Source organism: Christiangramia sp. 3-2217-3z (assembly GCF_051195275.1).
GTDB lineage: Bacteria > Bacteroidota > Bacteroidia > Flavobacteriales > Flavobacteriaceae > Christiangramia > Christiangramia marina.
In genome coordinates this window covers 337018-350312 of sequence record NZ_JBNJLI010000001.1, presented here as the reverse complement: position 1 = coordinate 350312, position 13295 = coordinate 337018, and the positions used below count along the sequence as shown (strand labels likewise).

The 13295-nt window shown below is 38.4% G+C and carries 16 protein-coding genes and 3 tRNA genes; 14 read left to right on the top strand and 5 right to left on the bottom strand.

Annotated features, from left to right (window positions below; all coding sequences use genetic code 11):
• Position 1: 1 nt before the first annotated feature.
• A complete protein-coding gene (locus tag ACSHZO_RS01685; RefSeq protein ID WP_298246373.1) occupies positions 2-1243 on the top strand; it encodes an exo-beta-N-acetylmuramidase NamZ family protein in 1242 nt (413 codons plus the stop codon).
• 4 nt (positions 1244-1247) lie between these two features.
• On the opposite strand, the gene ACSHZO_RS01680 is transcribed toward ACSHZO_RS01685, so the two are convergent.
• Positions 1248-2090, bottom strand: coding sequence for a thioredoxin family protein (locus ACSHZO_RS01680; RefSeq protein ID WP_298246372.1), 843 nt, complete (start codon positions 2088-2090; stop codon positions 1248-1250).
• 43 nt (positions 2091-2133) lie between these two features.
• Positions 2134-2628 carry a YkgJ family cysteine cluster protein gene (locus ACSHZO_RS01675; RefSeq protein ID WP_298246371.1) on the bottom strand — a complete coding sequence of 165 codons (495 nt, stop codon included), beginning with the start codon at positions 2626-2628 and terminating at the stop codon, positions 2134-2136.
• On the opposite strand from ACSHZO_RS01675, the gene ACSHZO_RS01670 reads away from it, so the two are divergent.
• Both ACSHZO_RS01670 and ACSHZO_RS01665 read left to right on the top strand, forming a co-directional pair.
• On the top strand, positions 2628-3329 hold the full coding sequence (locus ACSHZO_RS01670; protein ID WP_298246370.1) for a class I SAM-dependent methyltransferase: 702 nt from the start codon (positions 2628-2630) through the stop codon (positions 3327-3329). The two genes, ACSHZO_RS01675 and ACSHZO_RS01670, sit on opposite strands and share 1 nt — an antisense overlap.
• Positions 3330-3369: 40 nt before the next feature.
• Complete coding sequence (locus ACSHZO_RS01665; protein WP_298246369.1) at positions 3370-4146, top strand: hypothetical protein; 777 nt, start codon at positions 3370-3372, stop codon at positions 4144-4146.
• Positions 4147-4199: 53 nt separating this feature from the next.
• Here the strand turns inward: ACSHZO_RS01665 and ACSHZO_RS01660 are convergent, their stop codons facing one another.
• Positions 4200-5147 (bottom strand): FKBP-type peptidyl-prolyl cis-trans isomerase, encoded by a 948-nt coding sequence (locus tag ACSHZO_RS01660; RefSeq protein ID WP_298246368.1) that lies wholly within the window; start codon positions 5145-5147, stop codon positions 4200-4202.
• An 80-nt stretch (positions 5148-5227) separates the two neighbouring features.
• Here ACSHZO_RS01660 and ACSHZO_RS01655 point away from each other — a divergent pair, with 80 nt between their 5' ends.
• Genes ACSHZO_RS01655 through ACSHZO_RS01645 form a run of 3 tightly spaced genes read left to right on the top strand, consistent with a single transcriptional unit; the run spans position 5228 to position 6722 of the window.
• Complete coding sequence (locus ACSHZO_RS01655) at positions 5228-5650, top strand: RNA-binding S4 domain-containing protein (RefSeq protein ID WP_295182313.1); 423 nt, start codon at positions 5228-5230, stop codon at positions 5648-5650.
• Positions 5643-6218: an SAM-dependent methyltransferase gene (locus ACSHZO_RS01650; RefSeq protein WP_298246367.1), complete on the top strand. Its 576-nt coding sequence runs from the start codon at positions 5643-5645 to the stop codon at positions 6216-6218. Before ACSHZO_RS01655 ends, ACSHZO_RS01650 begins: the two co-directional genes overlap by 8 nt.
• Before the next feature lie 3 nt (positions 6219-6221).
• Positions 6222-6722, top strand: coding sequence for a phosphoribosyltransferase family protein (locus ACSHZO_RS01645; protein ID WP_298246366.1), 501 nt, complete (start codon positions 6222-6224; stop codon positions 6720-6722).
• Here the strand turns inward: ACSHZO_RS01645 and ACSHZO_RS01640 are convergent.
• A complete protein-coding gene (locus tag ACSHZO_RS01640; RefSeq protein ID WP_298246365.1) occupies positions 6714-7235 on the bottom strand; it encodes a shikimate kinase in 522 nt (173 codons plus the stop codon). The genes ACSHZO_RS01645 and ACSHZO_RS01640 overlap by 9 nt on opposite strands.
• Before the next feature lie 125 nt (positions 7236-7360).
• On the opposite strand from ACSHZO_RS01640, the gene ACSHZO_RS01635 reads away from it, so the two are divergent.
• The 8 genes from ACSHZO_RS01635 to ACSHZO_RS01600 all read left to right on the top strand — a co-directional run bounded on the left by ACSHZO_RS01635 (position 7361) and on the right by ACSHZO_RS01600 (position 12676).
• Positions 7361-7433, top strand: a tRNA-Lys gene (locus ACSHZO_RS01635).
• A gap of 27 nt (positions 7434-7460) precedes the next feature.
• Positions 7461-7533 (top strand) — tRNA-Lys (locus ACSHZO_RS01630).
• Positions 7534-7604: 71 nt separating this feature from the next.
• Positions 7605-7688: transfer RNA gene (locus ACSHZO_RS01625), tRNA-Leu, on the top strand.
• 157 nt (positions 7689-7845) lie between these two features.
• Positions 7846-8748: a MerR family transcriptional regulator gene (locus tag ACSHZO_RS01620; RefSeq protein WP_298246364.1), complete on the top strand. Its 903-nt coding sequence runs from the start codon at positions 7846-7848 to the stop codon at positions 8746-8748.
• 9 nt (positions 8749-8757) lie between these two features.
• A complete protein-coding gene (locus tag ACSHZO_RS01615; protein ID WP_298246363.1) occupies positions 8758-10224 on the top strand; it encodes a phytoene desaturase family protein in 1467 nt (488 codons plus the stop codon).
• A gap of 3 nt (positions 10225-10227) precedes the next feature.
• Entirely contained in the window at positions 10228-11067 is an 840-nt protein-coding gene (locus ACSHZO_RS01610) for a phytoene/squalene synthase family protein (protein ID WP_298246362.1), read from the top strand.
• A gap of 9 nt (positions 11068-11076) precedes the next feature.
• Entirely contained in the window at positions 11077-11526 is a 450-nt protein-coding gene (locus ACSHZO_RS01605; RefSeq protein WP_141879178.1) for a sterol desaturase family protein, read from the top strand.
• 13 nt (positions 11527-11539) lie between these two features.
• Positions 11540-12676, top strand: coding sequence for a lycopene cyclase family protein (locus ACSHZO_RS01600; RefSeq protein WP_298246361.1), 1137 nt, complete (start codon positions 11540-11542; stop codon positions 12674-12676).
• Here the strand turns inward: ACSHZO_RS01600 and ACSHZO_RS01595 are convergent, their stop codons facing one another.
• Positions 12677-13237, bottom strand: a complete 561-nt coding sequence (locus ACSHZO_RS01595; protein ID WP_298246360.1) for a TlpA family protein disulfide reductase — start codon at positions 13235-13237, stop codon at positions 12677-12679.
• Between the last annotated feature and the right edge of the window lie 58 nt (positions 13238-13295).

The following is a 13295-nucleotide window of genomic DNA, read 5'->3' as shown; positions in this document are numbered from 1 at the left end:
TATGATTAAGAGGTTGGTCAAAAGTACATTATTATTCTTTGTTTTTGGAATTCTTTCCTGCGGAAACGCTCATAGTGAAAGCTCTTCGGAAAATTCTGAAGTAGTTACACAGGAAAAACTTTCAGATTCGATTCCTTCTGAAATTTTACCAGCTGCAAACAGGATGGATCTTATACTTCCGAAGATAGCAAACAGAACTATCGGGATTGTGGGAAATCAAACTTCCGTAGTAAAAAGAAAGAATGGAGAGTATACTCATCTTGTGGATACTTTATTAAGCAAGCAAGTCCATATAAAAAAGGTATTCGCACCCGAACATGGTTTTCGCGGAACTGCAGATGCTGGTGAGACCGTTAAAAGCGGCAAGGACCCAATTAGTGGCCTTCCGGTTATTTCTCTCTACGGCAGCCATAAAAAACCAACTGCTGAAGACCTGAAAGGCATAGAATTACTAATCTTCGATATCCAGGATGTTGGAGCCAGGTTCTATACGTACATCTCAACCATGCATTATGTCATGGAAGCCTGTGCAGAACAAGGAATTCCGGTTCTAATTCTGGACAGACCAAATCCTAATGGACATTATATCGATGGCCCAATTCTCGAAAAACAACATCAGAGCTTTGTGGGAATGCATCCAGTACCGGTAGTGCACGGAATGACCATTGCTGAATATGCAAAAATGATCAACGGAGAAAAATGGCTCGATAACGGAATTCAGTGTGATCTGGAAACAATTGCTATGCAGAATTACCAGCATTCGATGAAGTATAAACTACCTGTAAAACCATCCCCAAATCTCCCCAACGCTAAATCGATCAATCTCTACCCAAGTCTTTGCTTTTTTGAAGGAACGAATGTGAATGCCGGCCGCGGTACGAATCTTCAATTCCAGGTTTTTGGCTCCCCTTTTCTGGATGAGGAGGATTTCGATTATGCTTATACTCCAAAGTCCATGGAGGGTGCCAAATATCCAAAGCATGAGAATAAGGAATGTTTCGGGCGCAATTTAAGCACTGCGGAAACATTGAATTTCATCAACCTGGAATGGTTGCTGGAAGCTTATCAGAATACAGAATATCAGGACCAGTTTTTTAACGATTTCTTCCTGAAACTGGCTGGAACTTCTTTACTGAAAGATCAAATTATAAAAGGTCTCTCGGCTGAAGAAATCCGGGAATCCTGGAAGCCAGGTCTCGAAGCTTTTCAAAAGACTCGTAAAAAATATTTGATGTACCCTTAGATGATCAGCTAATTTCCTGCAGATTTTTAGCCCTGGTTTTATAAAGATCTGAATTGTTTAGTTTTTCCAATTCTTCGGTCCACTTACTAATTTGTGCCTCTTCACCATTTTCTATGGCCATGCAGTAATTAAGAAATGTATATAAGCCCCAGTTATATTTACGCAATTCTTCTTCATTAATTTTCTTCTTTAAAAACCTTTCAACCTTTCTGTAATTACCCTGATAGAGATTAACATTGGTGACTAGTAAATCCAGTTTCTGACTAATCATCTTATAATTAGACTGTTTTTCGTCCAGCAGATCCTGAGCTTCATTAAGATATTCTTCGGTTATATTTAGAATCGGTCGTCGAAGATCCTTATCCAGGTATAAACTATAATCCAGGTATTTCTGTGCCAGTCTAAGAGCAGTGGAGTAACTTGGTTTTCTTTTGTAATACGCTGACTCTACCTGCAAAAACGAAGTATTCAATTTAAACTTCTCCAGAACTCTCATGGTCTCCAGTTTATTGGTATAGCCAAGATTGTTATGGATCACCTTGCCATTGGCATCCATGATCACCACATACGGAATTCCTTTAACGCCATACTCCATGTTCAATTGTCGCTGAGTGTCGAAATCAACTCTTAAAGGGATATAGTTTTGCATCACTTCCTGCACCTCCTGATCACTCCAAACATCACGATCCATAGCTTTACATGGCCCGCACCAGGTAGCCCAGAAGTCTACCAATATTAATTTATTACTGGCGATAGCTGCATTTTGCGCTGCTTCGAGATCTGTATACCAGTTATTTGCAAAGAGATTAGACCCACACAAAAGCAGGAGAAGAATAAGACTTTTCATCGTTAAGGTTTTTCCAAAAATATAAATTTTTTAGACCTAAGTGTTACGATTTTAATCTTTTTTTCATTTCCTCGACGATATTGTAAGCAGCCGGACAAATGCTAGTATTTTTTATAGTAATAGAAGATATTTTATGAAAGTCCTTGCGGTCTGTATGAGGATATTCCTGGCAGGCTTTTGGTCGCTGATCATAGATTCCACAGTAATTGTCGTCGCCTAAAAAAGGACATGGCACCTGCTGTAGCACATAATCGTTCTCCTCATCCAGCCTGAGATAAGTGTCTATAAAATCCCCGGGCTTCATTCGAAAATGTTTACTGATCCTTCCAATATCTTTTTGTGTAAATAAAGGTCCCGTGGTCTTACAGCAATTGGCGCATTGCAAACAGTCGGTTCTGGAAAATTCTTCCTCGTGCAATTCCACCATGAGCTTATCCAGATCCTTTGGAGGACGCTTCTTTAGTCGCGAAAAGAATTTTCTATTTTCCTTCTTCTTATCTTTGGCGCGATTAGGTAAACTTTTAAGCTCTTCATCCATTGGACAAAAATAAGGATATATTCGGCAAAGCCATTGCAGGCTACTACAAAGAAAAAGATGAAACTCCCATCACGGTACATTCACCAGATTTTGATAATGATGAAATTCCCGTCGCTTATCTATTTCGGAATTTTGAAGAAATGCCAAAGCTCGAACAGGAAGCACTAAAACTTTGCATAGGCAGTATTCTTGATGTTGGTTGCGGGGCCGGCAGTCATGCCCTTTATCTTCAAAATGAGCGCAAATTGGAGGTTAAGGCTATAGATACTTCTTCCGGAGCTATAGAGATCGCAAAAGAGCGCGGACTCAACAATGCGGTTGTTCAGGATTTCTATAAGATCTCTTCGGAAAGATTTGATAGCATTCTTATGTTGATGAATGGAACCGGGATCATTGGAAAACTTGATAATATCAATGATTTCCTTCAGCACTGTCATGAGCTCTTGAATGATAACGGACAGCTGATTCTTGATTCTTCAGATCTTACTTATCTTTTCGATGACGAGTTTATTGATTCCGAAGAATATTACGGGGAACTCACTTATGAATTGAGTTACAAGGGAGAAACTTCAGATCCTTTTGACTGGTTATATGTCGATAAAGAAATTCTTCAGAAGGCAGCAAACAACAACAATTTTTCTTGTGAGATCGTTTTTGAAGGAGAACATTATGATTACCTGGCGATTCTGAAAAAAGTCTAACTCGTTATTTTTCATATTTTTGCGCAAGATCTAATACAGAATGAATAAAATTTACAAAGCTTTTTTAATCCTGTTTCTGAGCAGCCTCGCTGTATCGTGTAGTAAGGATTCTGATAATGATTCCGAAGAAGGAAACAATAAAGCGGCTAACTTAAAGGTTACCGGTTCATCTGCTTCAGAGCTATTAAGTGATACCGAATTTACTTCAATGAATATTGAAGTCGTCTATGCTGAGGGATTTAGACCAGAGACTGCAGCAATCGATGCCTTCAGAAGTTTTCTGGAAAGCAGGGTTTACAAACCCGATGGAATAACCATCATTTTACGCTCTGTAGCAAGTTCCGGACTCACTCCTTTCGATGAAGATGATTTGAGAACCGTAGAAAGCAGCACACGAACGGTTTATACTGTAGGCGATGAAATTGGAGTCTGGATCTATTTTGCAGCTGGCAAGAAGATCAACGACTCTGAAACTAAGATCACTCTGGGTACCGCATTCAGAAATACTTCAATCATCCTCTACGGGGAAACAATCAAAAACTTTGCAAGCAAGTTCAACGCACCGAGTAAAGCAATTATTGAGGCCGCGACCTTAAATCATGAATTTGGTCATTTATTTGGTTTGGTCAACCTGGGCATTGAGCCGGTCACAGATCACGAGGACCCAAATAACACCGCACACTGCATTACTGATAAATGCCTGATGAAAGCCAGTATTGAATTTGGTAGCGGAGTCATCAACACTATAGACAATAATAATCTTCCTCAGTTGGATGATGCTTGTATTCTGGACTTACAATCTGCGGGCGGAAAATAAAAAAACCCGGCGATCGCCAGGTTTTTTTATTTCCATTTATAATAGCTATTCCACTATTGAAACACGTCTGGATCCAGGTAATCTGGAGTTCCGTCGTTATCTGAATCAGTTAAGATCAAAGTTCCATCCTCAGTAATTTCGATTTCATCCCTTGTAGGAGTACCATCACCATCATCATCTGGATCTGATAGATTTGGAAGTCCGTCCTCATCTGTATCATCCGAAGTCACATCGTTATCTCCATCCAGATCTTCCATAAATGAAGGGATACCATCATTATCATGATCTGCCTGGTTTACCACATAACTACTAATTTGAAAAACGAGCGGTGAGTAAACCGGTATCGTCTCCGGTGAATTAAAGTAATAGGCCAACCCGGAAGGCATGAAAATAGCACCAATCCCGTAGTCATTATTCCATTCTACAGAATTGTCTGCATTCACTTCAAAACCAGTAGCTGAACCAAACTCAGTCAATCCAGCCTGAAATCCTTTTATAACTCCGCCAAGAGGTGTTACACGGTTATCCACGATTCCAAAATATGGTGAAAGATTAAACCAAACAGGATTTCTTAAGTTAGAGTCAAAAACAGTTCCTGTTAGAAGTTCTCCTTCATAAGTAACAAAGGTAGAATCTGCAAAGGTAGGTTTCGCTCCAGCACCTTCACGTACTTTGAGGACATATAGATTCTGGTCTACACCTTCATGATTAACAATTTTCGTTATCAATTTATCTGAATTGATGATCGGCTCCTTATCTGCATTCTCACCTGCAATCGTATCGAATACGATTTGATAGTTGAAATCTTCAGAAGGACTTTCGAAGTCTTCATAGTTATAGAAGTGCGTTGACAGGTATTCTAAAAGTGCCTGGTCGTCTTCGACAGCAACCTCTGTACGGTCACGAACTTCAACCCGGGCCAAACCGCCATCATCATCATTATTACATGCAAATGCAAGAAAAGCCGTAAGACCAACCAGCATCAATTTGTTTATTCTCATCAGAATTTTATTTTGGAGCCGCAAGATACAATAATCTTGTATTTTTGTTCAATATTGAACGGCGATTTGAAGGTATAAGTATGAGAGTTGATAAGTTTTTGTGGTGCGTACGCTATTTTAAAACCCGAAGTCTGGCAACAACTGCCTGCAAGCAAGGAAAGGTAAGATTGAACGATGAGATTCTGAAACCTAGCAAGGACGTATTCCCTGGTGATAAACTAAGGGTTCGGAAAAACCAGATCAATTATGAGCTGGAAATCCTCGATCTCCCCAAAAGTCGTGTTGGGGCGAAACTTGTAAATATCTATGTTCATGATATCACCCCGAAAGAAGCCTTTGAGAAACTGGATCTTTTAAAATACTCCAAGGACTATTACCGCAAGAAAGGTACTGGCCGCCCTACGAAGAAGGACCGTCGTGATATTGATGATTGGTTTGAAAATACAGATGACGGCTTAGACGAAAAGAAGGATGATGGTTTAGAGAAGAAAAAAGATGACTAAAAATTACTGGAACAGTAGATATAAAAATCATCAAACTGGATGGGATCTGGGAGCTGTTTCCCCTCCAATTAAGGCATTTGCAGATGGTATTGAGAACAAGGATCTAAAAATCCTGATTCCAGGAGCAGGCAATGCTTATGAAGCAGAATGCCTTTTTAAAAATGGTTTTAGAAATGTCTTTCTATGCGATATTGCTGAAATACCTTTAAACTCATTTTCACTTCGCAATCCTGAATTTCCTGAAGACCAAATGCTGCACCAGGATTTTTTTAAAATTGAGAATTCCTTCGAACTAATCCTGGAGCAAACCTTTTTCTGCGCGTTACCGGTTACTAAACGAAGTGCATATGCTCAAAAAACCAGTGAACTTCTAAGATCTGGAGGAGTACTGGCAGGTTTATTATTCAATTTTGAATTAAAGGAAGACGGCCCACCTTTTGGCGGCAGTCGTGAAGAATATTTAACTTATTTTAGTCCGTATTATCATATTGAAATTCTGGAGAAAGCATACAATTCCATAAAACCTCGTTTAGGGACTGAACTATTCTTCAAATTTCGAAAAAAGTAATTTATGAAAGCTAAGCATTCAATTCTAAACCAGGACGAGATCAAGCATAAAATCAGGAGAATAGCTTACCAGATCTATGAAAGTAATGTGGACGAGAAAGAGATTATTATCGCAGGCATCGCGAGTAATGGATATATTCTAGCTCAGAAACTTGAAAAAGAACTTCAGGAAATTTCACCTTTAAAAACTATTTTGGGTAAGGTGGTGATCAACAAAAAATCACCATTAGATCCTATAATTGTTTCCTTAAAGCCCGAAGAATATCAAAACAAATCTTTGATCCTGGTGGACAATGTATTGAATTCAGGTTCCACTCTTATTTATGGAGTACGATATTTTCTGGACGTTCCAATTAAAAATTTCAAGACCGCAGTGCTTGTAGACAGGAATCACAAACGCTACCCGGTGAAAGCCGATTTTAAAGGTCTATCTCTATCGACCTCTCTAAGCGAAACAGTAAAAGTTATTTTTGAAAAGGATCATGAACGTGTAGAGTTATCTTAAAGTCCTCACTAATTCCCGTGTGATTTCTGAAGGATCTTTATCATCACAATCTAAAATTAGCTCACTTTGATTGTAATAAAAGCCTCTTTCGAACAAATGCTTTCTGATAAACTCTTCCAGCAGCTCCTCAGTTTCCAAATGACTTATCATTGGCCTGTCTGTTTTTTCACGTTGCAATCTCTCCAATAAGGTTGGAATGTTCAGCTTGAGATAAATAGATCGTACCGAATCTGCATTTTTTATAAGCTCCATGTTGTCACCATAACACGGAGTTCCTCCTCCAAGAGAAACTACAGCGTCCTCATTAAGGTATATTAATTTCTCCAGCATCTTTCGTTCAGCTTTTCTAAAGAAGATCTCTCCCTTTCTCGCAAAGATTTCAGAGATCGCCAAGTCATATTCTTTTTCGATCTCGTTATCAAGATCATAAAATTTATGGTTTAACTCTTCAGATAGTAGTTTTCCAACGGTTGATTTACCGCTTCCCATGTATCCAATCAAAAAAATTTTCATCTGTAAATCACTTAAAATGAGCAAAAGGCAAAACTATGGTAAAATTATAGCAATTATGTCTTGAAAAATAAATTAATGCATGTATATTTGCACCCGCATTCGCAAAAAGACGGATGCTTTTTAATGATCTGGTAGCTCAGTTGGTAGAGCATCTCCCTTTTAAGGAGAGGGTCCTGGGTTCGAGCCCCAGCCAGATCACAAATAAGTTCATATTTTATTGTTCAAGATCTGGTAGCTCAGTTGGTAGAGCATCTCCCTTTTAAGGAGAGGGTCCTGGGTTCGAGCCCCAGCCAGATCACTATTTTGCTCGCTTCGATCTTTTGATCGAAACTTGTTGACCAGCCTTATGGAGGCATTCCATAAACTCATACCCGAGTGCTGGAATTGGTAGACAGGCATGGTTGAGGGCCATGTGTCCATTAGGGCGTGCGGGTTCAAGTCCCGCCTCGGGTACTACTTTCCAAAAAATTACAATTAGCCGCTGAGGCTTTTTTTTATATCCTATCTCAATTTTGTTTAATATAAATTACATTTAATTAAACATTTTAACTTTTCTCTATCATTTTCACTCTAAATATTGTTTAGATTTGTTTAATAGCTTAAAAGAAGTATGGAACACATCAAACAAAACTTTAGTATTAAGGATCTGGAGCACCTAAGTGGAATTAAAGCCCACACCATAAGGATCTGGGAAAAGAGATATAATATTCTTGATCCTGAGAGAACAGATACCAATATTCGTACTTATGATGGTGAAGACCTGCAGAAGCTACTCAATATTTCTTTTTTGAATATTCATGGATACAAGATTTCACGGATCTCCAAAATGAAAGAAGACGAAGTTCATGCGCTTGTTAGGCGAATTTCAGCATCTTCAAGTGTTGAGAACAGAGCAAAGAATGCTCTCAAGCTCGCGATGATGAATTTTGATGACAGATTGTTTCAGAAAACCTATAATGATCTGGTCTCAAAATTATCATTTCGAGATGTTTTCTACGATGTTTTTATTCCGCTGCTTGAAGAGATTGGGCTGCTTTGGCAGACTGATACCATCAAACCTATTCACGAGCATTACATCATAGAGCTTATTAAACAAAAGATATATATCAATATAGCCGAACTAAAATCTAACGGCGAGGAAGAGAATAATGACAAATTATATGTGCTTTTTCTTCCTTACAATGAAATCCACGATATTGGGATTTTGTATCTCAACTATGAGCTTTTAAACGCAGGTAAAAATGTTATCTATGTTGGTCCAAGCTTACCATTAGACAATATGGATTACCTGATGAAAATCCATAATGATCCGGTATTCGTAAGTTATCTTACCATCTCACCTGTAAATACAGATGTCTCAGAATTTATAAATGAGTTCCAGGAGAAGTTATGCCGGGATAAACCAAGAGAATTCTTGTTATTTGGACAAAGAACAAAAGAAATAGATCAGGCCACTCTTCCTGAAAACATCAAAGTACAGACATCCATTAAAGATTTTATAAATAGTCTCTAAAAATCCTCAATGCCAAAAAAGATAAATATTATAGGATCCGGTTTTTCATCTCTAGCAGCTTCCTGCTACCTGGCTCAAGCCGGTTACGAGGTAGAAGTATTCGAAAAGAATGATACGGTAGGTGGTAGAGCCCGCCAATTGAAACGTGTTGGGTTTACTTTTGATATTGGTCCAACCTGGTACTGGATGCCAGATGTTTTTGAACGTTTCTTTTCTGACTTCGGAAAATCAGCTTCAGATTATTTTCAGCTGAACAAATTAGATCCAGCTTATGAAGTTTACTTCGGTAAAGATGATTCCGTTATAATTCCGGGTAGCCTTGAAGAGATCTATGAGACCTTTGAAGAAGTTGAAAAGGGAAGTTCTGAAAAACTGAAGAAATTCATTGCCAAAGCACGTGACAATTATGATATAGCCATTAAAGATCTGGTTTATCGTCCTGGAGTTTCTCCAATGGAACTTGTAACAACTGCGACCGCAACAAGACTAGGCCGGTTTTTTACAAATATTAGCGGAGATGTTCGCAAAGAGTTTTCTAATGAGAAACTAAGACAGATTCTCGAATTTCCAGTATTGTTTCTGGGAGCAAAACCAAGTGATACTCCAGCTTTTTATAGTTTTATGAATTATGCCGACTTTGGATTGGGCACCTGGCATCCTCATGGAGGGATGTACAAAGTTATAGAAGGCATTAAAGAGCTCGCAGAGTCTTTAGGCGTAAAGTTTCAGCTCAATGCTAATGTCGAGGCTATTACTACTGAAGATCGTGCAGCAAAAGCGTTGAAAATAGACGGGAAACTTTATCCTGCAGATATCATTCTTTCTGGTGCAGATTATCATCATACAGAAACCTTACTTCCGGAATTCGATAGACAGTATTCTGAAAAGTACTGGGAGAAGAAAACGTTTGCACCCTCGTCCCTACTGTTTTATGTAGCCTTTGATAAGAAATTGAAGAATGTATCTCACCATACACTATTTTTTGATAGTAGTTTTAAGGATCATGCAAAAGCCATCTATGATGAAGCTGCCTGGCCTGAAGATCCACTGTTCTATGCCAGTTTCCCTTCAAAGACTGATGATACCGTAGCTCCGGAAGGAAAGGAAGCAGGAATATTCTTAATTCCTCTTGCTCCAGATCTCGAAGATACCGATGAGATTCGGGAACGTTATTTTAATATGATAATCGAACGTTTTCAGGCGCTTACAGGGCAGGAAATAAAAACAAATATTATATTTAAGGAATCCTTTTGTGTAAAGGATTTCAAGGAAGCTTATAATTCCTATAAAGGGAATGCCTACGGAATGGCAAATACACTTTTCCAGACAGCATTTTTAAGACCAAAAATTAGAAGTAAAAAGGTGGAAAAATTATATTTTACCGGGCAGTTAACCGTTCCCGGACCGGGTGTACCGCCATCCCTTATATCTGGTAAACTTGCAGCTGGACTGATACAACAAAATGAACAAAACTAATTTATGAAGGCGATTTTTGATACGGTATCCCGGTCCTGTAGCAAAACTGTTACCAATAGCTACAGTACTTCTTTTAGTCTGGCCACTAAGATGCTGGCCCCCACTATCAGGCAGGATATCTATAATATTTATGGATTTGTAAGATTTGCTGATGAAATCGTGGATAGCTTTCATGATTATGCCAAGGATTTATTATTTAAAGATTTTGAAGCTGATCTATATAAGGCGCTGGATCAAAGGATTTCTCTTAATCCTATTCTAAATGCTTTTCAGGAAACGGTTCACCGTTACGATATAGAACCTCAGCTTTACAAGGCATTTATGGATAGTATGCGACTGGATCTGCATAAATCTGAATACCTGAGCATGGAAGAATATCGCCAGTATATCTACGGCAGTGCAGATGTTGTTGGTCTTATGTGTTTAAAAGTTTTTGTAAAAGGTGACCAGGCGAAGTACGAGGAGTTAAAATCATCGGCTATGAGTCTAGGTTCGGCTTTCCAGAAAGTGAACTTTCTACGGGATCTTAAGGCAGATTATGAAGATCTTAGCAGATCCTATTTCCCAAATGTGGACCTTTCAGAATTAGACGAAGTAAATAAACAACAGATTGTTGCTGAAATTGAAGAAGACTTCAGTAAAGGTCTTAGCGGGATCGCTCATCTTCCGGTAGAAGCGAAGTTTGGTGTGTATACTGCTTATATATATTATAGAAAACTACTTCAGAAACTTAAAAACGTGCCATCTTTGGAAATTAAAAATTGCCGGGTTCGTGTTCCTAATTATCAAAAGGCAGGATTACTGGCAAAATCCTATATTTCTTATAGACTGAATTTAATATAATTGATGATGATGCAAGTGATATTATGGCTATTAGTATTTTTTGGAACCTTTATGATGATGGAGGGAATGGCGTGGTTCACACACAAATATGTGATGCATGGTTTCTTATGGAAATTGCATAAGGATCACCACCACAAAGATCACAGTAGCTGGTGGGAGCGAAACGATCTCTTTTTCGTTTTTTACGCTCTTGTAAGTATTGGGTGTTTCCTGCTTTGGAGGTATGAAGATGTATGGTTCGGCCTACCTATTGGACTTGGGATTCTCGCATATGGCATCACATATTTTACAGTGCACGATATTTTTATACACCAAAGGTTTAAGATCTTTAGAAATGCGAATAATAAATACGCAAAAGGTATAAGACGAGCGCATAAAATGCACCATAAACATTTAGGAAAGGATGACGGCGAATGCTTCGGAATGCTATTCGTACCTTTCAAATATTTCAGAAAATAAAATATACCCCCAAATGATCACGCCAGACTATTACTACATCATCGTTGGTGGTGGACTGGCTGGGCTACAGCTTGCTCTTGAAATCAGGAAGGACATTTTCTTTAAAGGAAAAAAGATTGCGATTATTGATCCTTCGCTCAAAGATGAAAACGACAAAACCTGGTGCTTCTGGGAAGAAGGTTCAGGTAAATGGGACGAGCTTATTCAGAAGGAATGGCAGCAAGGATTATTTATAGCAGATTCTGTAGAGAAAGAACTGGATTTTGCACCGTATTCCTATAAGATGTTAAGGTCCATCGACTTTTATGATTATGCGAAATGCGAATTAACAAAGGATCCTGACACATACTTCATTCAGGATGAGATTAGTAAGATCGATGAAGTTACACGTACTGCATTAGGCAAGAAAGATTCTTACACCGCTACTCATTTTTTTGACAGCAGACCACCACATGCTTATAAAGATGATTCTGGTAGCGCCAAAATCTATCAGCACTTTAAAGGGATTTATATTGAAACTCAGGAAGCTCAATTTGACCCTGACCGCTTTACAATGATGGATTATCGGAGCAAATACAAGAACAGCACTTGTTTTACTTATGTCCTACCAGTATTTCCTAAAAACGCTCTTATAGAGTTTACCTTTTTTACTCCTTTTCTAACCGAAGAAAAAGTATATGATGAGCAACTAGAAAAATATATTCGGGAAGTTTTAAAAATTGATAATTACAGCATCACTGAAAGTGAAACGGGCGTAATTCCAATGACCGACTACCCTTTCCATAAGCATAATTCCAAACATGTTACGAAGATAGGAACGGCTGGTGGTTGGGTAAAGGCATCTTCAGGCTATTCATTTAAGAGTACTGAACGAAAAGTAAGCAAGTTACTGTCAAACATCAAAAGTGGTAAGAAGCCAGCGCAAGGTTTGTTCAGCAAAAGATTTCAGCGGTATGATGCGATATTTCTGGATGTTCTGGAAAAGCGGAATGATCTTGGTGAATCATTCTTCACTAAGTTCTATACGAAAAATAGTATTCAGAATATATTCAAATTTCTGGATGAAGAAACCACATTTTCCAAAGAGATCAAGATCATGCAAAGCATGTTTCACCCGCAGTTCTTAAAATCTTTCTTCAATAAATTATAATTACTCTTTCAGCAATTTATCAAGAGTGCTTCGAAAGCTGTCCGAGTTCCAGTCGGCAGACCCAACTTTGTCGATCACAATTTTTCCTGATTTTGAGATCACATAAGTAGTTGGCAACGTTTTACCCAGCATTGGCTCAGGTGCTTTAGTCCGCATCTTATAGGAAGGTAAAGTAAAACGTTTACGCTTCATGTAATTATCTGTGGTTTGATGCTGTTCTCCTGAAACAAATACAAAACGTACTTTTTCACCATAATCCTCATAAACTTCCTGGAAACTTGGCATTTCTGCAATACATGGCGGACACCAGGTTGCCCAGAAATTGACTACGATAACTTCATTTTCAAATTTAGAAAATTCTATTCTCTTACCTCTTTTATCTTCCAGTACCCAATCATAACTGGCTAATTTCTCCTGATCCTCTTCATCATTTACAGAAGGTGCAAAGGAAATAAGTTTGTTTACAAAGATCTGAACCGGCTTCCTGGTTTGAGGAATCACCATCACCAGAATTATCACGATAATAATAATATTTGACCACTGATTTTTGAATAATTTCATAGCATTGCTTAAGTCCTGCAAAGAACGGAAAAATTACATTTTGGACGGTGATCATCTT

Coding starts and splice junctions, on each gene's coding strand:
- ACSHZO_RS01685 (WP_298246373.1), top strand. CDS start 2: ATGATTAAGAGGTTGGTCAAAAGTACATTATTATTCTTTGTTTTTGGA.
- ACSHZO_RS01680 (WP_298246372.1), bottom strand. CDS start 2,090: ATGAAAAGTCTTATTCTTCTCCTGCTTTTGTGTGGGTCTAATCTCTTT.
- ACSHZO_RS01675 (WP_298246371.1), bottom strand. CDS start 2,628: ATGGATGAAGAGCTTAAAAGTTTACCTAATCGCGCCAAAGATAAGAAG.
- ACSHZO_RS01665 (WP_298246369.1), top strand. CDS start 3,370: ATGAATAAAATTTACAAAGCTTTTTTAATCCTGTTTCTGAGCAGCCTC.
- ACSHZO_RS01660 (WP_298246368.1), bottom strand. CDS start 5,147: ATGAGAATAAACAAATTGATGCTGGTTGGTCTTACGGCTTTTCTTGCA.
- ACSHZO_RS01655 (WP_295182313.1), top strand. CDS start 5,228: ATGAGAGTTGATAAGTTTTTGTGGTGCGTACGCTATTTTAAAACCCGA.
- ACSHZO_RS01650 (WP_298246367.1), top strand. CDS start 5,643: ATGACTAAAAATTACTGGAACAGTAGATATAAAAATCATCAAACTGGA.
- ACSHZO_RS01645 (WP_298246366.1), top strand. CDS start 6,222: ATGAAAGCTAAGCATTCAATTCTAAACCAGGACGAGATCAAGCATAAA.
- ACSHZO_RS01640 (WP_298246365.1), bottom strand. CDS start 7,235: ATGAAAATTTTTTTGATTGGATACATGGGAAGCGGTAAATCAACCGTT.
- ACSHZO_RS01620 (WP_298246364.1), top strand. CDS start 7,846: ATGGAACACATCAAACAAAACTTTAGTATTAAGGATCTGGAGCACCTA.
- ACSHZO_RS01615 (WP_298246363.1), top strand. CDS start 8,758: ATGCCAAAAAAGATAAATATTATAGGATCCGGTTTTTCATCTCTAGCA.
- ACSHZO_RS01610 (WP_298246362.1), top strand. CDS start 10,228: ATGAAGGCGATTTTTGATACGGTATCCCGGTCCTGTAGCAAAACTGTT.
- ACSHZO_RS01605 (WP_141879178.1), top strand. CDS start 11,077: ATGCAAGTGATATTATGGCTATTAGTATTTTTTGGAACCTTTATGATG.
- ACSHZO_RS01600 (WP_298246361.1), top strand. CDS start 11,540: ATGATCACGCCAGACTATTACTACATCATCGTTGGTGGTGGACTGGCT.
- ACSHZO_RS01595 (WP_298246360.1), bottom strand. CDS start 13,237: ATGAAATTATTCAAAAATCAGTGGTCAAATATTATTATTATCGTGATA.